This is a genomic window from Seleniivibrio woodruffii, assembly GCF_029267515.1.
Classification (GTDB): domain Bacteria; phylum Chrysiogenota; class Deferribacteres; order Deferribacterales; family Geovibrionaceae; genus Seleniivibrio; species Seleniivibrio woodruffii_A.
The window spans coordinates 115,156-137,607 of record NZ_JAJUIS010000005.1; the positions used below are offsets into that span (position 1 = coordinate 115,156).

Annotated in this window: 20 protein-coding genes; 4 read left to right on the forward strand and 16 right to left on the reverse strand. The window is 50.6% G+C overall.

Annotated elements, in window-relative coordinates; all coding sequences use genetic code 11:
• Window positions 1–54: 54 nt before the first annotated feature.
• Genes Q7P67_RS07020 through Q7P67_RS07035 form a run of 4 tightly spaced genes read right to left on the reverse strand, consistent with a single transcriptional unit; the run spans window position 55 to window position 3,634 of the window.
• A complete protein-coding gene (locus tag Q7P67_RS07020) occupies window positions 55–1,536 on the reverse strand; it encodes an iron chelate uptake ABC transporter family permease subunit (protein ID WP_303851247.1) in 1,482 nt (493 codons plus the stop codon).
• Window positions 1,537–1,540: 4 nt separating this feature from the next.
• Entirely contained in the window at window positions 1,541–2,290 is a 750-nt protein-coding gene (locus Q7P67_RS07025; protein ID WP_369696011.1) for a metal ABC transporter ATP-binding protein, read from the reverse strand.
• Entirely contained in the window at window positions 2,277–2,753 is a 477-nt protein-coding gene (locus tag Q7P67_RS07030; RefSeq protein ID WP_303851249.1) for a hypothetical protein, read from the reverse strand. The genes Q7P67_RS07025 and Q7P67_RS07030 overlap by 14 nt, the downstream gene beginning before the upstream one ends.
• On the reverse strand, window positions 2,750–3,634 hold the full coding sequence (locus Q7P67_RS07035) for a metal ABC transporter solute-binding protein, Zn/Mn family (protein ID WP_303851250.1): 885 nt from the start codon (window positions 3,632–3,634) through the stop codon (window positions 2,750–2,752). Before Q7P67_RS07035 ends, Q7P67_RS07030 begins: the two co-directional genes overlap by 4 nt.
• A gap of 123 nt (window positions 3,635–3,757) precedes the next feature.
• Here Q7P67_RS07035 and Q7P67_RS07040 point away from each other — a divergent pair, with 123 nt between their 5' ends.
• Window positions 3,758–4,159, forward strand: coding sequence for a Fur family transcriptional regulator (locus Q7P67_RS07040; protein ID WP_303851251.1), 402 nt, complete (start codon window positions 3,758–3,760; stop codon window positions 4,157–4,159).
• 57 nt (window positions 4,160–4,216) lie between these two features.
• Here Q7P67_RS07040 and Q7P67_RS07045 read toward each other — a convergent pair whose 3' ends face one another.
• The 11 genes from Q7P67_RS07045 to Q7P67_RS07095 all read right to left on the reverse strand — a co-directional run bounded on the left by Q7P67_RS07045 (window position 4,217) and on the right by Q7P67_RS07095 (window position 18,338).
• Window positions 4,217–5,581 carry a diguanylate cyclase gene (locus Q7P67_RS07045; protein WP_303851252.1) on the reverse strand — a complete coding sequence of 455 codons (1,365 nt, stop codon included), beginning with the start codon at window positions 5,579–5,581 and terminating at the stop codon, window positions 4,217–4,219.
• Window positions 5,582–5,640: 59 nt separating this feature from the next.
• Window positions 5,641–6,588 carry a biotin synthase BioB gene (gene bioB / locus Q7P67_RS07050; protein ID WP_303851253.1) on the reverse strand — a complete coding sequence of 316 codons (948 nt, stop codon included), beginning with the start codon at window positions 6,586–6,588 and terminating at the stop codon, window positions 5,641–5,643.
• Window positions 6,585–7,751, reverse strand: a complete 1,167-nt coding sequence (locus Q7P67_RS07055; RefSeq protein WP_303851255.1) for a PLP-dependent aspartate aminotransferase family protein — start codon at window positions 7,749–7,751, stop codon at window positions 6,585–6,587. The genes bioB and Q7P67_RS07055 overlap by 4 nt, the downstream gene beginning before the upstream one ends.
• The gene (locus Q7P67_RS07060) at window positions 7,744–8,895 is read right to left on the reverse strand and encodes a PLP-dependent aspartate aminotransferase family protein (RefSeq protein ID WP_303851256.1); all 1,152 of its coding nucleotides are present in this window, start codon (window positions 8,893–8,895) and stop codon (window positions 7,744–7,746) included. Before Q7P67_RS07060 ends, Q7P67_RS07055 begins: the two co-directional genes overlap by 8 nt.
• A gap of 25 nt (window positions 8,896–8,920) precedes the next feature.
• On the reverse strand, window positions 8,921–9,856 hold the full coding sequence (cysK, locus tag Q7P67_RS07065; RefSeq protein WP_303851257.1) for a cysteine synthase A: 936 nt from the start codon (window positions 9,854–9,856) through the stop codon (window positions 8,921–8,923).
• A gap of 135 nt (window positions 9,857–9,991) precedes the next feature.
• The gene (locus Q7P67_RS07070; RefSeq protein WP_303851258.1) at window positions 9,992–13,120 is read right to left on the reverse strand and encodes an efflux RND transporter permease subunit; all 3,129 of its coding nucleotides are present in this window, start codon (window positions 13,118–13,120) and stop codon (window positions 9,992–9,994) included.
• The gene (locus Q7P67_RS07075) at window positions 13,120–14,241 is read right to left on the reverse strand and encodes an efflux RND transporter periplasmic adaptor subunit (RefSeq protein WP_303851259.1); all 1,122 of its coding nucleotides are present in this window, start codon (window positions 14,239–14,241) and stop codon (window positions 13,120–13,122) included. The genes Q7P67_RS07070 and Q7P67_RS07075 overlap by 1 nt, the downstream gene beginning before the upstream one ends.
• On the reverse strand, window positions 14,219–15,475 hold the full coding sequence (locus Q7P67_RS07080; RefSeq protein WP_303851260.1) for a TolC family protein: 1,257 nt from the start codon (window positions 15,473–15,475) through the stop codon (window positions 14,219–14,221). Before Q7P67_RS07080 ends, Q7P67_RS07075 begins: the two co-directional genes overlap by 23 nt.
• A 52-nt stretch (window positions 15,476–15,527) precedes the next feature.
• Window positions 15,528–15,920, reverse strand: a complete 393-nt coding sequence (locus Q7P67_RS07085; RefSeq protein WP_303851261.1) for a FixH family protein — start codon at window positions 15,918–15,920, stop codon at window positions 15,528–15,530.
• A 227-nt stretch (window positions 15,921–16,147) separates the two neighbouring features.
• Entirely contained in the window at window positions 16,148–17,224 is a 1,077-nt protein-coding gene (mnmA, locus tag Q7P67_RS07090) for a tRNA 2-thiouridine(34) synthase MnmA (RefSeq protein WP_303851262.1), read from the reverse strand.
• Complete coding sequence (locus tag Q7P67_RS07095; protein WP_369696008.1) at window positions 17,214–18,338, reverse strand: cysteine desulfurase family protein; 1,125 nt, start codon at window positions 18,336–18,338, stop codon at window positions 17,214–17,216. The genes mnmA and Q7P67_RS07095 overlap by 11 nt, the downstream gene beginning before the upstream one ends.
• A gap of 135 nt (window positions 18,339–18,473) precedes the next feature.
• Between Q7P67_RS07095 and Q7P67_RS07100 the strand changes: the two genes are divergently transcribed.
• The gene (locus Q7P67_RS07100; RefSeq protein ID WP_303851263.1) at window positions 18,474–18,950 is read left to right on the forward strand and encodes a hypothetical protein; all 477 of its coding nucleotides are present in this window, start codon (window positions 18,474–18,476) and stop codon (window positions 18,948–18,950) included.
• Here the strand turns inward: Q7P67_RS07100 and Q7P67_RS07105 are convergent.
• A complete protein-coding gene (locus tag Q7P67_RS07105; RefSeq protein WP_303851264.1) occupies window positions 18,943–19,404 on the reverse strand; it encodes an Rrf2 family transcriptional regulator in 462 nt (153 codons plus the stop codon). The genes Q7P67_RS07100 and Q7P67_RS07105 overlap by 8 nt on opposite strands.
• A 209-nt stretch (window positions 19,405–19,613) precedes the next feature.
• On the opposite strand from Q7P67_RS07105, the gene Q7P67_RS07110 reads away from it, so the two are divergent.
• Complete coding sequence (locus tag Q7P67_RS07110) at window positions 19,614–20,651, forward strand: hypothetical protein (RefSeq protein WP_303851265.1); 1,038 nt, start codon at window positions 19,614–19,616, stop codon at window positions 20,649–20,651.
• Between the two features lie 67 nt (window positions 20,652–20,718).
• Window positions 20,719–22,401, forward strand: a complete 1,683-nt coding sequence (locus tag Q7P67_RS07115) for a PAS domain S-box protein (protein WP_303851266.1) — start codon at window positions 20,719–20,721, stop codon at window positions 22,399–22,401.
• Window positions 22,402–22,452: the final 51 nt, after the last annotated feature.

Genomic DNA, 22,452 nt, shown 5'->3' on the forward strand with positions numbered 1-22,452 from the left:
ATGCCCCCTTGTGAAGCAAACACGGTAACAGATTTCGGACAAAAAATCAAAATATTATGACAAAAACCGTACAGTCATACTTTCGACCTCCGCCTCGGTCAGCGGTATGCGTTTCCCGTCCTTTTCCGCCGACCATCCGCCGTCAGTGTGGGTTATACGCACAACATCACCCGCTTCCAGTCCTTTGTCCGTTTCCACAGAAACTATTTCGACATCCTTATCCGAAAAACCGTAAACGGCTGTGAGACAGAACGAACCGTCGGAATACACAGGCGGAATCTTCGCGCCGTGCGGGTCGGTTTCGGGATATCCCATCTTCCCGTGGATATAGTCGATAGATTCAAGATCATTATAATGTTCAAGAATGTGAGCTTTTTTATGCAGCTCACTGTCGGGCACTCCCATATAGTGCAGATATGTCTCCCATACCCTATGCGCCTTTTTAAGCCGCATGGCTTCAGTTCTGCCCCTATCCGTCAGTTCATATATATCCGAACCAGATATAAGCCCTTCTTCCGTTAGAGACTTCATAGCGTTTCGCAGCATTTTTGGCTTTGTCTGAACGTATTTCGCAACGTCCCCTTCCGAAACGGGTTTAGCAGATTTGTACATGCTGGCGATAATATCCTCTATAACAGTCTGGGGAACCATGTTCCGTCTGCGCTGCCAGTCGGCGAGCAGTCCGTATCTGGGCGCGAATATCAGCACGGCAAGGAACTGCAAAGTGGCGAACAGCATCACCGCTCCGCCCCCTGCGGAGTTCAGCCAGACCGACAGATATAGCCCGCCCAGTATGCTTGTGAAGCCGAACAGAGCCGCCAGCGCCATCATCTTTTCAAGCCTGTCTGTGAGCAGGTAAGCAGTCGCCGCAGGAGTTATGAGAAGCCCCACGACGAGTATCACACCCACCATGCTTACTGCGGAAACAACGATGAGAGACACGCAGCCTGTGAAAACGTATTTGAACAGCAGAACCGGAATCCCTATGGACGCTGCCATAACAGGGTCGAAGCTGGTTATTTTAAAGTAGCGGAAAAACAGAATTATAACAGACAGCACAGCCGCAGCAACTATGGCGGAAACCACCATGTCGAAATCGGATATGCCCAGAATGTCGCCCATTATGAAGTGCATGAGATCTATGTGTATGTACTTTCCGAACACGGAAACGAGCACAACGCCCGCCGCGAACACGCCCGTGTACATTATACCTATCGAAGCATCCTCTTTAATGCGCGAAACCTTCGCCACGAAGCCTATCATAAAGACTGTGATGAAAGCCGAAATGAGCGAACCAACGAGCATTGCACCCGCCGCCGCCTCAACACCGAACACCAGCTTCATGAACAGATATCCGGCACCCACACCCGCTATCATGGCGTGGGAAAGGGCATCGCCGAGAAACGCCATTCTTTGCAGGATAACGAGGCAACCCGTAACGGCGCAAACAACGGCAACGATACTGCCGCCCGCAAGCGCTTTCAGGAAATATATTTTTGTGAGCGGGTCTATGAACAGCGTATATAGTGTATCCATGCCGTCACCCTTTCAGAAGGTCTGTGAAGACCTTCAGCCTGCCTTCGTAAACTTCGGAAAGAAGCTCCTGACGGAACACCAGACTTGGCGGTCCGGCGGCATAGAGCCTCTGCTTCACCAGAAGCAGCTTATCAAAATATTCGGAGGCGGTGGCAAGGTCGTGGTGCACCACAACAAGGGTTATGCCCGCCTTCTTCGCCTCGGCGAGAACGTCCAGTATGGCGCTCTCAGTGGCGGCATCAACGCCGGCAAAAGGTTCGTCCAGAAGAAGTATCTGTGCACCCTGCGCCAGCGCCCGCGCCATGAAAACGCGCTGCTGCTGACCGCCGGAAAGCTGTCCTATCTGACGCTTTTTAAAATCGCTCATGCGCACCATCTCAAGACATCTGTCAACTATTTCGGTATCCTTCTTTGAAGGATTGTACCACCATTTAAGATGTCCGTATCGCCCCATCATGGCGACGTCCGCCACCGTAACAGGGAAATCCCAGTCCACGGTACCCCGCTGGGGAACGTAGGCTATGGCTCCGCGGCACTGCTCAACAGGCTTGCCGAAGACAAGAACGTCCCCGATATCCCGTTTCACAAACCCCAGCATCGCCTTCATAAGTGTGGATTTTCCCGCACCGTTGGGACCTATGATGCCCACCAGTTCGCCCTTCTGAATCATGAAGCTCACATCCAGAAGCGCAGGCTTGGGACCGTAGCTCACCGTCAGGTTCCTGACCTGTATTGCGTAATCACTGCTGACCATTGTTCTTTCCTGTTTCAAACCGCAGTGCGGCGACAATTTCCTGCCCGTCGTCAAACCACTGCGTATCCTCGCTCAAAACGTTGCCGTCAGCCAGAACGCGTATACGAACGGCATTGGTTCCGCCGTCGGAAACTGGGCTTGCGTTAACGGTTATCTCGTGTGTGCCGTCCGCCGCACCAGCGGCTTTCAGCTCCAGCGGAACACCTTTTGTAACGCCGCTGTCGGTTTCATATATCTTTTTACCGTCCAGAAGGACGGTGAATCCCCTCTGCTTTTCGCCGATATCCAGAGCGAAGGGGTCTTTCGCAGTGGTGAAAGTTGTGGTTATATCTATTGTTACCTCCCGCTTTTCCCCTGCGAAGGTCTGAACATGTTCCGTACGCTCCGTGCCTCTGTATGCGAAGAAAAAAAAGACTATCCCCGCCGTAACTATCCAGACCGCTATGGTGAGTATGAACTTCATCTGAGCCCCCTCACTATTTTTATCACATTCTCGCGCATCATGCCTATGTATGTTTCCCCCGGCGTACCTTCATCCCCCATGGAGTCGGAATAGAGAGTACCGCCCACTCTAACGCCTGCATCCTTCGCGATCTCGCGTATCAGTTTGGGGTTTATGGTTGTTTCCACAAATATGGTCTTTACATTGTGCTGTCTGATGGAATTTACAGCCGCCTCCCGTCTCTGTGGTGTGACGCCGCCGCCAACTTCGCCACCTGTGGACCAGCCAACCGGAGCGGTGTTCACAAAGCCGTACTCATGTGCAAAATACCCGAATGCGTCGTGGTTTGTCACCAGTATGCGTTTTGATGGAGGTATCACCGACACCTCTTTGCGTATCCACGAATCAAGCGCACGCAGTTCTGCCAGATAAAGTTTTGCCCGCATTATGAAATTGTCTTTATGTTCAGGGGACAGCTTTATGAGCGCGCGGGTTATGTTATTGACGTATACAGCGGCATTTGCAGGGGTAAACCACGAATGGGGATCGTTTATCTTCTCGCCGCCCGTTTCAAGGGTAAGGGGTTTTACGCCGTCGGTGGCTGTGATTATTGGCTTTCTGGCATCCGCCGCAAGAGACTTCATCCAGTTCTTACCCTCAAGGTGAAAACCGTTCTCTATCAGCAGGTCGCTGGATTTCACCCTGTCCATGTCCGCCGGCACAGGGGTATAGGTGTGCGGATCCTGTCCGGGCGCAAGGATGGAAAACACCCGCACGTCGTCTCCGGCTACGTTCTTCGTTATATCGTATATCTGCGTAGTGGACACTGTTACGGTTTTAAGCGAGGCAGCAAAAACCGGAAAACAGAACATCAGTAGAAATAATGTTATTCTGATAAACATAGTCAACTCCGCAAAAAAAAGTATTGATATTTTTTCTCATGTTCGAATATTATAGCTACCATCCAAATATACAAGTTTTTTGCTTGTTTTTCGAGATTAATTAATTATTTGCGGAGAGTAGCAATGTACGACAGAATTTTAAGAGACAAAGAGCTGAAGGTCACTCCACAAAGGATATTCATCCTTGAGGAGATCAGAAAAATGGGTCACGCCGGCATCGAAGACCTGCACGACAGGGTTAAAGAGGTCTATTCCTCTGTGAGTCTTGCCACAATTTACAAGAACATCCACATTCTCGTTGAGGAGAACATTCTCAGAGAAGTGCCCGTTCACGGCAGAAAGCCCGTTTATGAAATAAACATCGGCGACCATGTGCATCTTTGCTGTTCAAAATGCGGGGAGATTTCCGACATCATGGACATTGACACTGCGCCCATGCTTCAGGAAGCGGAAAGACAGAGCGGTCACAAATATGAGCGCATCGCAGTCATGCTTCAGGGCGTCTGCAAGAAATGCAGTAACTGATAAAAAAACAAGGCACGCGAAAGCGTGCCTTTTCTTTAAACAGAAAGAGACATAAGGTCACTTAACACAAACCCTGTCCCGTCCGCCTTCCTTTGCACAATACATAGCTGTGTCCGCGCGCATAAGCATCGAATCGGCTGTGTCTTCGCCACTGAAAGTGGTCACCCCGATACTGACCGTATGCTCTTTCCCTGTTGCGAACATTGTGTTTTTAACTGCTATCCTGATGCGCTCCGCTATCACCTGAGCTGATTCGGAACCGGTTTCAGGGCATATCACCAGAAACTCCTCGCCGCCCCATCTGCCTATGTAGTCCGTCGTGCGTATGCTGCCGGACGCAGCCTTAACGAAATCTTTCAGAACTCTGTCACCCGTAAGGTGCCCGAACTCGTCGTTTATCCTTTTGAAATAGTCTATATCAAGCAGCATGATGGAAAGCTCTCTGCCGTATCTGCGCGCTCTGTCAAGCTCCTGTGCAAAAACAGCGTCAAGACGCGTTCGGTTGCATATCCCGGTGAGACTGTCTATCTGTGAAATACGCACCAGTTTGCGGTTAAGCCTGCGGATGCTTACTATCCAGAACCCTGCCAGAAGAGCGAAAACGGCAAATACTGCCGCTATCATCCCCACAAGCTCATAGTCCGTGCCCGTTTCCGCCTTAATATAAATGTGTCTGTTGACTATCTCCTGCCGCTCGGCATTGGTTATGCCGCCCACGCCGAAATCCAGTATCTCAGCCAGTGCGGGTTCGCTCTTTATCACGCCGATTCGGAGCTCGTTCGTATAATCGGGGAGCTGTCCCGATATTTTCAAGTTAAAAAGTCCTTCATCTTTAATGGTATATGCCGCCATAATGAGCGACCGCATGGTCATGTCCGCTTTTCTGTCGGAAACCATCTGAAAGGCTTCCCGTTCACTTTCGCAGGTAATGATACGCAGCTCAGGATAGTCTCTGCGGATAAGTTCCTCCATGGCGGTTCCGGCAGGAAAAACGATGGTTTCACCGGAAAGTTCGGCAGGATCGGGGATATATCTGTGTTCCTCGCGGGTTACGAAGACGTTGACATCGGTGAAGATCGGTCGTGTGAAATTAAGCCATGTGTCGCGTTCCGGCGTGCTGTTGAGAAAACTGAGCACTTCGCATCTGCCGCTCTGGGCAAACGCAAGACTTTCGTCCCAGTTTGCAGTGCGGACTATTTCAAGCGTGACGCCCGCTTTTTTCGCGGCAAGACGCAGAAGATCCGCAGCGATACCCACATGATCGCCCTTTTCGTTGAGCATTTCGAAAGGATACCAGTCGGGGTCAACGCAAACTTTTACCACCCCGTTTTTTTGTATATAGTCCTTCTGAGCTGCCGACAATCCGTCAGAATGTGCGAAAAACGGCAGAAGAACCGAAAAAAGAATCAGAAACCTGACCAAATCAGTACCCCGTGGAAAACATGTTTATAAATGGATTCTATTTCCACTGAGCGGATTTGTCAACCGTGTTTACCTTTAATGAACTCCATATCTTCGGAAATATCAGTTCCACGAACAGTAAGATAGTCGCCGACCATGACTCCGCTGGCTCCCGCCAGAAAAGTTTTCCGCGCACCCTCCGTTTTAAACACAGCGTTGCGACCTCCGCAGATACGCAGTACACGGTCGGGCAGAATAAATCTGTAAAGTGAGATTATGCGCATCGCCTCCTCTTCGGGAAGAACATCCGTACCCTCTTTGGGTGTTCCCGCCACGGGGTTTAGAAAGTTAATCGGCACGGACTGAACGCCCAGTTCCCGCAGAAGCACAGCAAGTTCATACCTGTCCTCCCAGCTCTCCCCTATGCCGAATATACCGCCGCAGCAAACCTCTATTCCGGCGCGCAGAGCCTCTTTAACGGCGTTAACGTCTTCGTCGTAGCTGTGCGTTGTGCAGATATTCGGAAAGAAACTGCGTGAAGTTTCAAGATTGTGGTGATATGAAGCAAGCCCAGCCTGTTTCAGCTCAACAAGACGCTCATACGAGAGGCAGCCGACGGAAACATCCGCCTGCAAACCCAGGGCGGAGACCACTGAAACAGCCTGCTTTATCTTCTCAAACTCTTCCGGAGTGGGTGAAAGACCGCTGGAAACTATGCTGAACCTCTCCACACCGAGTTCTTTGACGCGTTTTGCCGCGCGCTCAATCTCGGAAAGGTCTATGAAAGGGAATACCGGAGCCTGAGTGCCGTAATGTGCTGACTGTGCGCAGAAAATGCAGTCTTCGCTGCAATGTCCGCTTCTGGCGTTCACAATGGCGCAGGTCTTAACTGATGTGCCTGTGAATCTGTCCCGCAGTCTTACCGCGTAATCCGTAAGCTCTGAAAGCTCGGCATCTATGAGCGCGCAGGTATCCGTAAGGCATATCAGCTCCCCTGCGAGAGCTTTTTCGTATATTTTTTCAATCATTTCTTTTTACAGTACAGTTCGATTATATTCAGTATATCTTCGAGCACGTCCTCAACGTCCTCAACGCCAAGGGACAGACGCACAAGGCTGTCACTTATTCCCCTTGCGGCACGTTCCTCTGCGGGCATAGCCGCGTGTGACATCTTCGCCGGATAGGAGATGATGCTCTCCACACCGCCGAGACTCACGGCGAAAGCCGCATATTTGGCATTTTCCAGCAGTTTACGGGCAAGTTCCGGCGTTTCCAACTCAAAAGAGAGCACAGCGCCTGCGCCGTCCGCCTGTTTTCTGTTAATTTCATATCCCGGGTGGCTCTCAAGACCGGGGTAGTAAACCTTTTTGATCTTAGGATGTTCCGAAAGCGCCTTGGCTATTATACCCGCGGAACGCTGTCCAGCCTCCATCCGCACGCCAAGTGTTTTAAGTCCCCGTATCACAAGCCAGCAGTCGTTGGGAGGAAGCACCGAACCGACTGCGTTCTGTATATATTTAATACGTTTTGCAAGGTCTTTATCCGCCGTAACGGCGAACCCGCAGAGGACATCACTGTGTCCGTTAATAAATTTTGTGCCGCTGTGGACGACAATATCGCATCCAAGCTCGATGGGTCTTTGCAGATAGGGACTCATGAACGTGTTGTCCACAATGGTGATAAGCCCGTGTTTTTTCGCAAGCTGCGCCATTGCCTTCAGGTCGGTTATTTTAAGAAGCGGGTTAGAAGGCGTTTCCAGATAGAGCGCCTTGGTATTCGGTTTGATAGCCGCTTCGAAAGTGTCAACAGACGTTGCGTCGGCAAAGGTCGCCTCTATTCCGAAACGGGACAGAAGCCCTGTAAGAACGCGCCATGTGCCGCCGTACACGTCTTCGCATACGACTATGTGGTCGCCGGGGGAAAATATCATCAGCACGGCTGAAATTGCCGCCATGCCGGATGCGAACGCGTATCCGTGGTTTCCGCTTTCAAGCTCCGCTATAATAGTTTCAAGCGCCTCTCTGGTGGGATTTCCGGAGCGGGAATAGTCATACCGTCCGAAGCTGTCGGCGGAAATCTGTGCAAAGGTGGAGGCGTGCACCAACGGAACGCTCAGCGCCCCCGTTGCCGGATCTATGCCGAATCCGTTATGCACCAGTCTTGTGTTCCTGCCCGCTTTTTTCTTAGCCATCTGTTCCTCCCTGAAGCGCCTGCGCGAGATCGTTTATAAGGTCTTCGGCGTTCTCCACGCCTACGGAAATTCTGAGCAGCCTGTCTGTCACACCCAGCCTTTCCCGGACTTCCGGTTCAATGTCCGCATGGGTCTGAACCGCAGGAAAAGTTATCAGCGATTCCACACCGCCGAGGCTCTCCGCAAACAGGAACACCCCGACCCGCTCAAGCACCAGAGGCACCAGTGCCGCATCAGCAACCTCGAATGACACCATGGCACCGAAACCCTTTGCCTGTTCTTTCAGTATATTATATCCGCAGTGATTTTTAAGCCCCGGATAATTTACCTTTATCACAAGTGGATGATGTTCAAGAAATTTCGCTATTTCCAGCGCGTTCTTCTCCTGCTGTTTAACGCGAAGGTGCAGGGTCTTCATCCCCCGCAGAACGAGCCATGCGTCGTTTGGCCCCAGCACTGAACCGACGGCATTCTGATAGAATGCCAGCTTTTCGCCCAGTTCCGCATCCTTCACCGCCAGCACCCCCGCCACAACGTCGTTGTGACCGCCAAGATATTTCGTTGCGCTGTGCAGAACTATATCCGCACCGAGATCCAGCGGGTTTTGCAGGCAGGGCGACAGAAATGTGTTGTCCACAACCGTAAGCACACCCTTTGCGGATGCGGCGGCTGAGATAGCTTTTATGTCGGCAACTTTCAACATGGGATTTGTGGGGTTTTCAACGAATATCATTTTAACGGCATTATCGTTAAGCGCGCCTTTTACGGATGCGATATCGGATGTGTCAACATATTGCGCCTTTATGCCGTAAACAGCGTAAACCTGCTGAAAAAGTCTGTAGGTACCACCGTAGAGGTCTTCCGTAACGACTATTTTATCATCAGGTTTCAGAAGCCTGAGAACGTTGTCGATTGCCGCCAGACCCGATGAAAACGCAAGTCCCCGCGCGCCGTTCTCCGCATCGGCAACAGCATCCTCAAGCGCCTGTCTGGTGGGGTTCTTTGAGCGTGAATAGTCATATCCGGTGCTCTGCCCCAGCGCAGGGTGCCTGTACGTTGCCGAATTATACACCGGAACCGTCACGGCTCCGGTGGAGGGATCGCGTCTGCTGCCCGACTGGGCAAGCCTCGTTTCGATATTCATATAAAAAACCTCTCCCCTGTTGATTTTACGCCGTAGGTTCGCTGAAAAGAACTGTTGAAAGGTATCTCTCTCCGGTGTCGGGCAGGATAACCACTATCAGCTTGCCTTTGTTTTCGGGTCTTTTTGAAATTTCGTATGCAGCATGGAATGCCGCGCCGGATGATATACCAACCAGAAGCCCGTCCTCTTTTGCCAGTTTGCGTGCGGCTGCCAGTGCTTCCTCGCTCTGCACCTGATAAATTTCAGATATCACGTTTCTGTCCAGCACACCGGGAACAAATCCGGCACCGATACCCTGAATTTTGTGGGGACCGGGGTTTCCGCCGGAAAGTACGGGTGATTCCACAGGTTCAACGGCGATAACCTGAAGCTCCGGTCTGCGCTCTTTAAGCACCTGACCGATACCTGTGATGGTTCCGCCTGTGCCCACGCCGCCCACAACTATGTCAACCTTACCGTCGGTATCTCTCCAAATCTCTTCCGCCGTGGTGGCTCTGTGGATTGCGGGGTTTGCAAGGTTGTTGAACTGCTGGGGAACGAACGAATTGGGTGTTTCCGCAGCAAGCTCCTCCGCCTTTTGCACTGCACCTTTCATACCGAGCGCGCCGGGGGTGAGAACTATCTCAGCGCCGTATGCTTTCAGCAGTGAACGGCGTTCGACGCTCATGGTTTCGGGCATTGTCAGGATAAGTCTGTAGCCGCGTGCGGCAGAAACCAGCGCCAGCGCGATACCCGTATTTCCGCTGGTGGGTTCAATGATAACCGTGTCCTTGGTGATAAGTCCTTTCTTCTCTGCGTCTTCAATCATCGCGAATCCGATACGGTCTTTAACGCTTCCGCCGGGGTTGAATGATTCCACCTTAGCAACAATCTCTGCTCCCGCACCCTCTGCTGCTCTGTTGATTTTAAGCAGCGGTGTGTTTCCTATAAGGTCTGTCAGTGTGTTTGCTATCCTTGCCATAATATCCTCTCCTCTATTTATCATATTACCTATCGATTTACTAGATTAATTGGATAATATTACCGCGAAGGGCGTATGTCAACAGGATATTTTAATGAAAAAGCCCCTTCTGCGGATGCAAAAGGGGCAAATTATTTATACTGTGCGCTTTTTAATTTCCCACTTTTTCCATGAGAAATATAGAGCAGGTATTATCACAAGGGTGAGTATAGTGGAAGTAACCATACCTCCTATCATTGGAGCGGCTATGCGCTTCATAACGTCCGCGCCGCTTCCAGTTGCCCACATGATAGGCACCAGACCAATGATAAGTGTTGCAACGGTCATGACCTTTGGACGCACCCTCTGCACCGCGCCGTAAACCACTGCGGCTTTAAGGTCTTCGTCGTTGTTCATCTGCCCGCGCGCAGTCCATTCGTCATACGCTTCGTCCAGATAAACTATCATAACAACCCCCGTCTCGGCGGCGACTCCGGCAAGGGCTATCAGCCCCACCCAGACCGCCACGGACATATTGTACCCCAGAAAATAGAGGTATAAAAATCCGCCCACCAGCGCGAACGGCACCGAAAGCATGACTATTGCCGTTTTTGTCACCGAACGGAAGTTCAGATACAGCAGCATGAATATCAGTCCAAGCGTAAGGGGTACCGCGAGTTTCAGCTTCTCCTTTACCCTCTGCATGGATTCGTATTCGCCGCTCCATCTCAGGGTGTAGCCCTGCGGCAGTTTTATCGTTTTGTCCGTCTGTTCCATGGCTCGTTTGACATAGCTTCCCACGTCAACGCCCTGTTTCAGATCGACATAAACGTATGAAACCAGCATTCCGTTCTCCTCTTTCAGCATGTCGGGACCGGACTTCAGGTATACGTCGGCAACATCGCCAAGCGGAATGTAGTTTGCCTGTCCGTTCATGCCGCCGACTGGCACCAGAACGTTCTTTATGGACTCAACGTCGTTGCGGAACGCCTTCTTATAGCGCACTGCGACGGGGTAACGCTCTCTGCCTTCGACTGTTTTTGTCACGGGCATACCGCCTATAGCTGATTCTATCACCATGTTCACGTCCTCAACGGTGATTCCGTATCTGGACATTCTGAACATATCCGGCTCTATGTAAAGATAGTAACCGCCGTCAGTCCGCTCGGAATAGACGCTTCGGGTACCGTCCACGTTCATAAGAGAGCTTTCAAGCTGTTGCCCTATCTTCTGGAGTTCGGCAGGGTCTGCACCGAAAACCTTTATTCCCACAGGTGTTTTGATACCCGTTGAGAGCATGTCGATACGCGCCTTAATGGGCATGGTCCACGAGTTGACCCATCCTGCGACCTTAACCTTGTCGTTCAGCTCGTCGGTGAGTTTTTCAAATGTCATGCCCTTTCGCCACTGGTCGTGGGGTTTCAGGGTTATGACAGTTTCCGCCATGGAAAGCCCGGCGGGGTCTGTTGCCGTGGTGGCGTTGCCCGCCTTTCCGAATACGGCATCAACCTCCGGAACGCTCTTTATCAGTCCGTTCTGCGCCTGCAGGCTTTTCGCCGCCTCAGATGCGGATATCCCCGGCAGAGTTGTGGGCATATAGAATATGGTACCCTCGTTCAGCACAGGCATGAACTCCGAACCGAGTTTTCTTACCACGGGATAGGTTGCGACCATGGAAATAACAGCCAGCGCCATCACAAGATACCTGTATTTAAGCGCGAACTGAACGAACGGGTTATACAGGAAAACCAGTGCCTTTGTTATGGGGTTGTCCTGTTCGTGGCGTATCTTTCCTTTTATGAATATCACCATCAGCGCCGGAACAAGCGTAACCGACAGGATGGATGCAAACATCATTGAAAAGGTCTTGGTGTAGGCAAGCGGCTTGAACAGCCTGCCCTCCTGCGCCTCCAGAGCGAAGACGGGAAGGAACGAAACCGTTATTATCAGCAGCGAGAAAAAGAGCGGCTTGCCCACCTTCTGCGCGGCGGCGATTATAACCTCTTTCCTGTCCGCGTCGGGATTATGTTCAAGCTGCTTGTGGGCGTTCTCCACCATAACTATTGCCGCGTCGACCATAGCTCCGATGGCGATTGCTATACCGCCCAGCGACATTATGTTGGACGTAATTCCCAGCCAGCGGAACATTATGAAAGACATCACTATTGCCACAGGCAGAGTGAGTATCGCCACCAGTGCCGAGCGGAAGTGGAACAGGAACACTATACACACAAGGCTGACGATGATAATTTCCTCTATCAGCTTGTCGCGCAGGGTCTTTATTGAATCGACAATCAGGGTTGAGCGGTCGTATACGGGGACTATCTCAACGCCTTCCGGCAGTGACGGTTTCAGTGCCTCTATCTTCTCTTTGACGTTGTTTATGACATTCAGGGCGTTTTCCCCGTAGCGCATGACCACCACGCCGCCCACAGCTTCACCTTCGCCGTTGAAATCCGCTATACCTCTGCGCATTGCGGGTCCTGTTTCAACGGACGCAACGTCGCTCACCAGCACAGGAACGCCCATTCCGTCGTTCTTTATTACTATGTTGCCGATATCGTCCGGATTTTTAATATAACCGATGCCCTTCACCATAAAATCCCGTCCGGAAAGCTCAACGGAGCGTCCGCCGGTGTCGCGGTTGCTGTCGCGCACCGCATCAACTATCCGGTTCAGGCTTATGCCGTACCCCCGCAGTTTGTCGGGGTCTATGTTTATCTGATACTCTTTCACCTGCCCGCCGACGGATGCTAACTCCGCAACACCCTTAACCTCTTCCAGAGCGTATTTCAGGTACCAGTCCTGATATGAACGCAGTTCGCTGAGGTCGTGTCTGCCGGATTTGTCCACCAGCGCATACTGGTATATCCAGCCCACACCCGTTGCATCGGGTCCCAGAGCAGGATTGACGTCCGGCGGCAGTTTCCCGCTTATCTTGCTTATGTTCTCCAGAACCCTGCTGCGCGCCCAGTAAATATCCGTTCCGTCGTCGAAGATCGCATAGACGTAGGAGAACCCGAAGAACGAGTATCCGCGCACCACCTTAACCTTTGGAGCGGCAAGGAGACTGCTTACTATAGGGTATGTTATCTGGTCTTCAACAAGGTCGGGGGAGCGCCCCGACCACTCTGTAAAGACTATGACCTGAACGTCGCTGAGATCGGGTATCGCATCCAGAGGGGTCTTTTTCGCAGACCACAACCCAGCACCCACCGCCGCCAGAATGAACAGTATCACCAGAAACTTGTTTCTGGCGGAAAAACCGATAAGTTTCTCAATCATCACTGCACCTTGGCAGGTTTAATACCTTTAAGCTGCGCCTCGGAATCTAACAGGAAGTTCGCGCCCCTTGCCACAACGTCGTTGGCTTTCAGACCCCTGCGTATCTCGTAGAAACCGTCGGCTTTCGCTCCGGTGACTATCACGCGGGGTTCAAATTTTCCTGCACCCTTTGAAACGAAAACTATCTTGCGCCTGCCGTCGTCCATAACCGCATCCTCTTCAACTTTAAGCACTTTCCCTGACTTAACGCTGAGTACCACGTCGCCGTACATGGCGGGTTTAAGCATGTTTTTGCGGTTATTCACCGGAAAACGGACTTTCAGAGTTCTGCTGCTGGGGGACATTTCCGGATAGATGTAGTCAGCCCGAATGTCAAACGCAGTATCCGGCTGGTTTGCCGGAGTGAATTTCGCTGTTGCGCCCTGACGGATGAATTTCATATCCTCTTCGTAAACGTCAGCTATCACCCACATACGGTCGGTCGATGCAAGCGTAAAGAGTGCCATACCAGGCTGAACCATCATTCCTGCGGAAACGTTTTTTGCAAGTACGTATCCGTTCGAGGGGCTGTATACGGAAACCGTGCGGCGGGGTTTTCCAGTGCGCTCAAGCTCGCGTATCTGCGCTTCGCTCATGTCCCAATATTTAAGCCTTGCCCGCGCACCTGCCGCAAGCTGGTTCGCATCGTTTGCAAACACGCCGCTGTATGCGTCCTGCTGCTGTCCTTTAAGTCCGTTGGCATGGCGCAGAAAAGAGAGATATTCCTCCTGTACTGCAACCATTTCAGGACTGTATACCTCGGCTATCTTCGCGCCTCTGCCCACGGTTTTTCCCGTATAGTCCAGATACAGCCGTTCAATCCAGCCGCCGAACTTCGTATTTACAGTGAAAGTGGACGTTTCGTCAGTGTTCACGATTCCAGGCAGCTTTATGGATTTTGTGCTGTCGCCGTATTTCACTTTTGTAAGGCGCACACCCATTTTCTGAAGAATGGCGGGCTTTATCTCAAGGAGCTTCTGCTCGTCAAAAGCGTCGAACTCGTCCGCAAAAGCGGACAGAGCCAGCGCAAACAGCGCAAAAAGCGTCAGTGCGTATATCTTAATCCCCGATGTTCGTTCCATAGAGCTTCCCTCCCGTAAGCACGTTGAGCCTGCTGAGACTCTTTTGTCTCTCGGAATATTTTTCGAGATATTTCATTCTGTATTCGACGGACGTGTTCACAGCGGCGATAACGTCCGCTGCGGAACCTCTGCCCTGCCTGTATGCGGCGAGCGCCGCGTCTCTCGTCTGGTCAGCTTTGGCTGAAATGCCTGACTGATAGATGTCCATGATGCGCTTTGAAGCGTCTGAGGATGCAGTAAGCTCCGTTATCATGCTTCTCAGCTCGTGGCGCATGTTGTAATAGGTCGCGTCCGCTTTGAGCTTCTGCGCTTTCGCCTCGTTTATGGCGGGAAGCTGGCGCGTTTTATAGTAAAGAGGGATGTTAAAACCTATGCTTGCGGAATATACGTCGGACATTGTGTATCCGGGTCTTGGTTCATAGCCGAGGCTGACCGTGAAGTCGGGATATTTTTCCAGTTCCTTCATTTTCAGGTTCGCCTCCATGGCACTGACCTCGTTCTTCATACTTTTGAGGGTGACGGAGCTTTCCACCGCCATCTGATAAAGGTTCTGCCCGTCGAGGTTAATCTCTTTTTCCGGCAGAAGGGCAAATTCACCGAAATCGTCGGAATCCATGCCCGTAACATGGGCGAGGGAGCTTTTCAGCATCCGCTCTTTTTCGTTCATCATCTCAAGCGCTTCAATCACCATATATTTTTCGCGCTGAACCATCAGAACGTCCTTTGAATCCATCATGCCGGAGCTGTATTTCGCCTGTGCGGAACTCTCCGTCATCTGTATCAGCTTCATCTTTGTGTTCAGCAGTTTTTTCGATTCCTGAACGGTATAAAGGTCGAGGTAGAGTGACATGACGGAATTTACAACCTCCAGCTTTTCTGCGCGTATGCTCTCGCGCAGAGCCTGAGTTTTATATTTCGCCTCAAGCTGTTTCGCGTCCAGCTTGCCGAAGAACGGGAACATCTGGCTCACCATAACGGTGTATCTGGACATCCCTTCCCTGCCGACTGTGTAGTTTGTGCCCTCGTTAACTATGCCGAGGGTGACCATGGGGTCGTTCAGGCTTCCGGCATAGCTTTCGGCTGACTCCGAAGCGCTCACTCCGTATTTCAATGATTCCAGCTTTATATTTTTTGAAAGGGCGGTTTCGGTAAGGCTGTTAATATCCGCCGTTTCAGCCTGTGCCACCCCTGCCATAAGAATGAAAATTGTTAACAGATATGCTTGTATCATCATGTTTTCCTCCGCGGAAAAAAAGGGGAGACAAAACCTCCCCCGCTATACGTAACTATCTTGCGTCGACGGAATAAGAGGTCTGCTGAACCTCTTTTGAACCGGGCAGAATAAATTTCACATCAACGTTCCACGGACCTGACATGCCAAGATCCAACACTGCGGAATAAACGCCGCCCTTACCTCCCGCTATCACCTTGTAGTCCATTGCAGGCATACCGGACATTGCGGGCATGGAGTAGTAAACGGCTACCTTAGCGCCCTCAACAGCTTTCGCGCCGTCTTTGATGGTGATATTCACCTTGTTCTTGCCTGTTGTGGCAGGATTTTTGTCGAAAACTGAAACAACAGTGTAGTTTCCTGTTTTCTTAGTGATGCTGAGGGGTGCCGCGAAAGCAAACGCCGCAACGCAAAGGATAAGGGACAGTGTCATAACGATCTTTTTCATTAGATCTCCTCCTGAAATGAATTCTCCCGGAACATTAACATTAAACATGCCAAGCTGTTACGGGATGCAGCAAAGACAGCAAAAAGATTTAAGTATTAAAGATTTAACAGAAAAGCAGGAATATAATAAAGGGGTTACAGGGAGTGCTTAGATGCTGACTATTCTCCATAGGGGAACGTGCCGATGTATAATTTTCGACACCGGTTTCAGAGCAGCAGCCAAAAAAATTAAAAAGAAGTGATTATGCGTCCGCGACCGAGCACCCTTTCACCGTCGAAAAGCACCACCGCCTGACCGGGAGCTATTGCTGAAACAGGTTCGGTAAAGTCCACCCTGCCCCTGCCATCGCCGAGATAAGTATATGAAGCGTCAACAGGTCTCTGTCTGTAGCGCACCTGTGCCTGACACCTGACGCTTTCGCCGACAGGATATTCGTAAACAGTGACCATCCCATCCGCCGTCAGACCGCTTTCAAAAAGTGCCGCACTGTCGTCTGTGACCGTCACTGTGTTTCCGCTGATAGCCTTAACCCAATAGGTCTTGTGGGTGTTCAGATTAAGCCCGCGCCGCTGACCCACGGTGAATCTGTGGATGCCCTCATGGGGCGCAATCTTTGCACCTTTGCCGTCCACCACATCCCCTTTCAGAGCAGTTCCGCCGAACCTGTGGCGCAGCATCTCCGAAAAACTGCCATATGCACCAACAAGGCACGCATCCTGACTGTCTGGGGTTTCCGCGCTTGGGATATCATGAATACGGGCGTACTCCCGCACCTGCGGCTTGGTCATTTCGCCAAGCGGAAACAGTACCCTTCTGAGCTGTTCGCGGGAGAGTCCCGCAAGAAAATATGACTGGTCTTTATTGGCATCCAGACCGCGCATAAGGCATGTCACGCCGTTTTCATCCGTAAAAGTGCGCGAATAGTGCCCCGTGGCGATAAAGTCCGCGTCCAGTTCGTCGGCAAACTTCATCAGCAGCCCGAACTTGACCTTTTCGTTGCAGTTCAGGCACGGGCTTGGAGTTCTGCCCTGTGAATATTCGTCCCACGCTGGTCTGAGTATCATCTCCTCAAAATCCTTAACGCAGTCATAGACGTAGTGGCGTATACCCAGCTTCGCGCAGGCGGCGGATGCTTTCAGTATGCCGTCAACTCCGCAGCAGGAGGGGCTTTCCTCCGTGTCGGAACATTCGCGCAGTTTCATGGTCACGCCTATCATTTCGTATCCCTGCTCTGCCAGCATATAAGTCACGGCGGAAGAATCCACCCCGCCGCTCATAGCGGCTATAACACGTTTATTTTGCAAGTCTTTTCCTCATACGACCGACGACATCACCTATTTTAGCCACAGCCTGAAATATCTCCTCTTCGGTGTTGTATCTGCTGAACGAAAAGCGCACGGAGGAGCGCGCCTCCGCAGAGGACATGCACATGGCTGTAAGAACGTGAGAAGCCTCTTTTTTGGCGGCACTGCAAGCGGCACCTGTTGAGGCGGCTATATTTTCAAGGTCGAGATTTATAACGATTGCCTGATTTTCAAGCCCTTTAAAACCTATATTTGACGTGTTAGGCACGCGAAGAGCATCTTTACCGTTGACGAAGGAATCCGGTACGGAAGCCAGAATCATCTCCTCGAACATGTCCCGCAGTCTGCTGTCGCAGAGGTACTGACCGGCAAGCTCGCAAGCCTTTCCCAGCCCTGCTATGGCAAGAATGTTCTCCGTTCCCGGACGCATGGCATGTTCCTGTGTTCCGCCGAGATGGACAGGGGATACCTTCACGCCGCCGCGGATGTACAGAGCGCCTATCCCTTTGGGTCCGTGGAACTTATGGGCGGAGATGCTGAGCATGTCCACACCCAGCTCGTCAACGTTCAGCGGGATCTTTCCGGCAGCCTGAACAGCGTCTGTATGCACGATAAGTCCCTGTTCCTTTGCAACGGCGGCAAGCTCCTTTATCGGCTGGATAACGCCTGTTTCGTTGTTAGCCGTCATTATGGTAAGAAGACCTTTATTTATGCTGCGAACGGCACCCATGGCGTCTTTTGCGTTTATGCGTCCATCGCCGTCCGGCAGAAGTTTTATTACGGTACGCCCGTTCTCCTCAAGCCTGCACACAGGCTTCAGAACCGCTGAATGTTCTATTGCGGTGGTAATAAACGCGCCTTCAGGCTCGGAAAGTGCATAGCCTGTGACGGCTATATTGTCCGCCTCCGTTCCGCTTCCGGTAAAAACAATCTCCTCCGGACGAGCACAGATGAAGTCTGCCACCCGTCTTCTTGCAGTCTCTATAACCTGTCTGGATCTCTGCCCCTCGATGTGGAGGCTGGAAGGGTTGCCGAATATGTCGAAACAGGACGCCATTTCGTCCTTAACCTCTTTTGCCAGAGGCGTTGTTGCGTTGTTGTCGAAATAGATCATAAGATCACCAATAAAAATATCAGAATTTTGATAGCATTTATAGATAATATAGACAGCCGCCACGCCTGTCAAGGTTCAGTGAACTATTTAAAACCGCATATGTCTTAACATCATAAAACATGAACGGGGGACAGAATGACATTTAAGGCTTCTTTTATTGCGGTTATGATGATGCTCTGCGCATGGGTGGCGCAGGCGGCACAGAAAGAACCGGAGATACCCTCCGTTGCCGGATGCTCCATTATCGCCGAGCGCTCCGGACGCACCGCACTCACCGAAATTGCATATCTTCACAGAAAACAGATAGATGCCAAAGACGCCTATTCCGCAGAATACAAATGCGCGGACGGAAGCCTGTATGTGTGGGCTTCCTTCTCAGAAAACAACCTGAAAGCACAGCAGCTTTACAAAGACATGGACGTTAAGATGCCCCAGAGCAAGGTTTTCAGCGACATGAAAAAGATGAAGGTGGACGGCATGAACATTACGAAGGTTCAGGGCATGGGTATGGACAACTATTACTTCATGAAGGACACAGGAAACTATTGGGTATCGGTTAAAGACGCCGACAGCATGAAGTATCTGAAAGCGTTTCTGAAATCAATTAAATAGTGTAGTTTATCAGACCTTTGGAATTCTGTATTGCTTCCTCGGTCATGGTCTGCATATCCTGAAGGGTTCTGCTGCGCAGAGACAGCGTAAACTCTTCTGTGAGACCCGTCATAATCAGCCGCACCCCGCACACGGAACTGTCGTCGCAGTATTCGCATTTCGAGCCTGTCTCTTCATAAACGCACGGCACAAGAGCCAGAGGACCTTCGAGCGCGGAAACCACACGCTCCATGGTTATGGACGAAGGCGGAAACGCAAGCTGATATCCGCCGCCCTTGCCTATCTTGCTGGTGAGCAGTCCTTCGTTTTTCAGCGTCAGAAGAATTGTTTCAAGGAATTTTTTAGGTATCTTCCCGTGTTCGGCAATCTCAGAGATAAGCAGATACTCGCTGGCACCCCTTGATGCCATAAACTGCAATGCTTTCAGCCCGTATACCGTCTTCATAGAGAACATTTCGCACATCCTGTTTTCATTCAACCAACAAGATATATGTATTATATAGAATATTCAACAAAAAAAGGTTAATCGAATAATACGTTATTTTCCATTGTAAATATTACAAAGTTCTCCCAGTCTGTTGCATTATTGCTGCGATATTGCACAAAGACGGAGTGTTGACGAGGCTGCTGGACGGGGTCTATCATGCAGAAAGAGGGGAAAAAATGATTAAAGTTGAAAAAGTCAATATATGGGGAAGAGTAACAAAATGCGCCCACCGCTGCCGCTACTGTTTGCAGGGGGAACAGTCGCAGCCGCTTCTGAACTGGGACACATATGTAAAAACAGTTGAAAGATACGTCAGGTGGGGAAATGAGAACGATATGCGCATCGGGTTTGAGCTTGCCGGCAACTTTGACCTTACCCTTGAACAGTATAAAAAATATCTTGAGCTGTCGTCTCTCTGTGGAAAATTCTCCGACAGCCTCCTTATGGGCGGAATGCGCATGAGAACAGAGGACGAAATGCGCATTTGGCTGGCAGAGCGGCAAGAGATGGGGCTTAAAAAAGTGATATTCTCCATGGGCGGCACAGAACAGCACCACGATGCCATGAACAGGCGGAAAGGGGATTTTCAGTATCTGCTTGGCGCACAGAGAGCCGCGTTCATCCTTGGACTCAGCGTCGAACAGCGGATATTCATCACAAAAGAGAACATGCAATCAATGGACGGACTCTGCCGTGTTCTGGACGATATCGGAGTACCGTTCCGGCGTAGTATCTATCCACTGCATTTCCGCGGAAACGCAATGGACATGGAAAATGTACGTCTGGATGAAAACGACGTAAAATGTATCCCCGAAAACGTAATGAGATATATGATGCCGGACATGCTCCTTTCAGAAAGGCAGTGGGCAAGTCAGCTTTGCGGTTCAACAGAGCAAAACCCTGAAAAGATAGGTTTTTTCCTCTATATGGATACCAAAAACACTGAAAAACTGCTTTCAGGCGACTGCAAAGAAATAATTGAAAGCGCGGGGAAAGAGGTTGCGGAAGAATATGCAAAAATGCCCACACTGGCGGAACTTTGCAGAAGATATGCTGATACGTCATGCCGAAAAATACACGAGGGAAAGAGCAAGGTATACGCGCTCTGGTTCGAAAGATACATCGCAGATACTGAAAACGGGGTTACTCCGCGGAAAGCGGCAGTCCTGCACAGCATTTTCCCTGCAAAGAAGTCCGTTATACATAAAATCTGAATCGTTCTGTTGTGGCGGCACTTATTATGTTATACTATGACATATATCAACCTCAGCAGAGTGATTTGTGAAAAACAGAATAGAAAACAGCGATCAATTCCGGAAACTTTATTTTGAAGCTCTGCAATCCAACCCTTATCTGCCTGTCTTATGGATAGATGCGGACAGCCTTATCTTTAAAATCAACAACGCAACCGAAATTTATCTTGGGTATACGGAAGAGGAGCTCGTCGGAAAACACATCAGCTTCATCGACGCGGCGAAAAGCGACAGGGAGGTTGACGAGATTTCCTGCTTTCTCCGCAAGAACATGGTCAACAGGTTCATAACTCAGCACAGAAAAAAGGACGGCTCCCTGGTTGATGTTGAGGTCATACACGGATATCACGTCATCGACGGCGTCGGCTTCTCCATTAACTACGTTTTCGACATCACCCAGAAGGTTCAGCTTGAAAAAGACCTCATGAAAGCCGTTGACGAAAAAACCGCCGCACTGTCAAAAAAGATAGATGAACTGGAACGCTCCAAAGAGTTGGCGCGCCACAACGAAGAGATGTTCATAAACGCTTTCCGCACCAGTCAGGACGCCATAAACCTTAACGACATAGAGACCGGAATATATATTCAGGTGAACGAAGGCTTTTCAAAGATAATGGGCTACAGCACCGAAGACGTGGTGGGAAAATCGTCCATAGAGCTTAATATCTGGAAAAATCCCGAAGACAGAAAACAGCTCATTGATGCCGTTAAAAAATACGGTTTCTGCCACAACCACGAGGCGGACTTTGTCCGCAGAGACGGTTCCATAGTACACGGTATAATGTCCGCCAGTATTCAGGAATACAGAGGCAGAAAGGTTCTGCTGAACGTTTCAAAGGACATAACACGCATAAAAAAGCTGGAAAACGAGCTGAAAGAGCTGAACAGCAGACTGAGAACCCGTGTCGAGGAAGAGGTCGCAGTAATCCGCAAGCAGCAGGAGATTATCTTTGAACAGAAGAAACTTGCGGACATGGGGATGATGATAAACGCCATAGCCCACCAGTGGCGGCAGCCGCTGAACATCATAGGGCTTATGACCCAGAATCTCGCCGACTGCTACCGCGACAAAACCCTTACAGCCGACGACGTGGACGAGTTTGAAGAGAAACAACTGGGCACACTGGACTATCTCTCATCCACCATCGACGATTTCCGCACCTTCTTCAAACCGGACGACAAAGAGAGCGAATTCGACGCTAGCAATGAGATAATCGCACTTCTCCGGCTGGTGGAAATTCAGATGCTGGCAAAGGGCATAAAGCCTTACGTTTCGTATGTCAGTCCAACAAAAAAGCTGGACAGCGTGAGCATCGGGGAGATACCGAGATCCGTCAACGCCGAAACCGTTGTGAAGGGGTACAGAGGCGAATTTAAACAGGTTATCACCAATCTGGTGTATAACTCGATCTATGCAATTGAGGAGCGGCTGAAAGAGGGCAAAAACCGCGAAGGCTTCATACATATCAGGATAAAAAGAGCAAAGAACCTCGTCACCATAAATATCGAAGACACAGGCGGAGGCATAGACGAAGAGATTAAACCGCATGTCTTCAACCCGTATTTCACCACGAAAACCGACGGAAAAGGCACAGGACTTGGGCTTTATCTGGCGAAACTCATAATCCACAACCATATGAACGGCACCATAACCGTAAGCAACACGCCTCTGGGCGCTGATTTCGAAATTATCCTTCCCGCCGTCGATTAAAAATCATTTTAAGCCCTGTTGACGCATTATAATTTACATACTAACCTAGTT

Excerpts from the sequence above, each read along its gene's own strand:
- Q7P67_RS07085 (WP_303851261.1), bottom strand. The coding sequence starts at position 15,920 with ATGAAAAAGATCGTTATGACACTGTCCCTTATCCTTTGCGTTGCGGCG.
- Q7P67_RS07040 (WP_303851251.1), top strand. The coding sequence starts at position 3,758 with ATGTACGACAGAATTTTAAGAGACAAAGAGCTGAAGGTCACTCCACAA.
- Q7P67_RS07070 (WP_303851258.1), bottom strand. The coding sequence starts at position 13,120 with ATGATTGAGAAACTTATCGGTTTTTCCGCCAGAAACAAGTTTCTGGTG.
- Q7P67_RS07055 (WP_303851255.1), bottom strand. The coding sequence starts at position 7,751 with ATGGCTAAGAAAAAAGCGGGCAGGAACACAAGACTGGTGCATAACGGA.
- Q7P67_RS07105 (WP_303851264.1), bottom strand. The coding sequence starts at position 19,404 with ATGTTCTCTATGAAGACGGTATACGGGCTGAAAGCATTGCAGTTTATG.
- Q7P67_RS07080 (WP_303851260.1), bottom strand. The coding sequence starts at position 15,475 with ATGATGATACAAGCATATCTGTTAACAATTTTCATTCTTATGGCAGGG.
- Q7P67_RS07060 (WP_303851256.1), bottom strand. The coding sequence starts at position 8,895 with ATGAATATCGAAACGAGGCTTGCCCAGTCGGGCAGCAGACGCGATCCC.
- Q7P67_RS07095 (WP_369696008.1), bottom strand. The coding sequence starts at position 18,338 with ATGATCTATTTCGACAACAACGCAACAACGCCTCTGGCAAAAGAGGTT.
- Q7P67_RS07075 (WP_303851259.1), bottom strand. The coding sequence starts at position 14,241 with ATGGAACGAACATCGGGGATTAAGATATACGCACTGACGCTTTTTGCG.
- Q7P67_RS07020 (WP_303851247.1), bottom strand. The coding sequence starts at position 1,536 with ATGGATACACTATATACGCTGTTCATAGACCCGCTCACAAAAATATAT.
- cysK (WP_303851257.1), bottom strand. The coding sequence starts at position 9,856 with ATGGCAAGGATAGCAAACACACTGACAGACCTTATAGGAAACACACCG.
- Q7P67_RS07030 (WP_303851249.1), bottom strand. The coding sequence starts at position 2,753 with ATGAAGTTCATACTCACCATAGCGGTCTGGATAGTTACGGCGGGGATA.
- Q7P67_RS07035 (WP_303851250.1), bottom strand. The coding sequence starts at position 3,634 with ATGTTTATCAGAATAACATTATTTCTACTGATGTTCTGTTTTCCGGTT.
- Q7P67_RS07110 (WP_303851265.1), top strand. The coding sequence starts at position 19,614 with ATGATTAAAGTTGAAAAAGTCAATATATGGGGAAGAGTAACAAAATGC.
- Q7P67_RS07025 (WP_369696011.1), bottom strand. The coding sequence starts at position 2,290 with ATGGTCAGCAGTGATTACGCAATACAGGTCAGGAACCTGACGGTGAGC.
- Q7P67_RS07100 (WP_303851263.1), top strand. The coding sequence starts at position 18,474 with ATGACATTTAAGGCTTCTTTTATTGCGGTTATGATGATGCTCTGCGCA.
- bioB (WP_303851253.1), bottom strand. The coding sequence starts at position 6,588 with ATGATTGAAAAAATATACGAAAAAGCTCTCGCAGGGGAGCTGATATGC.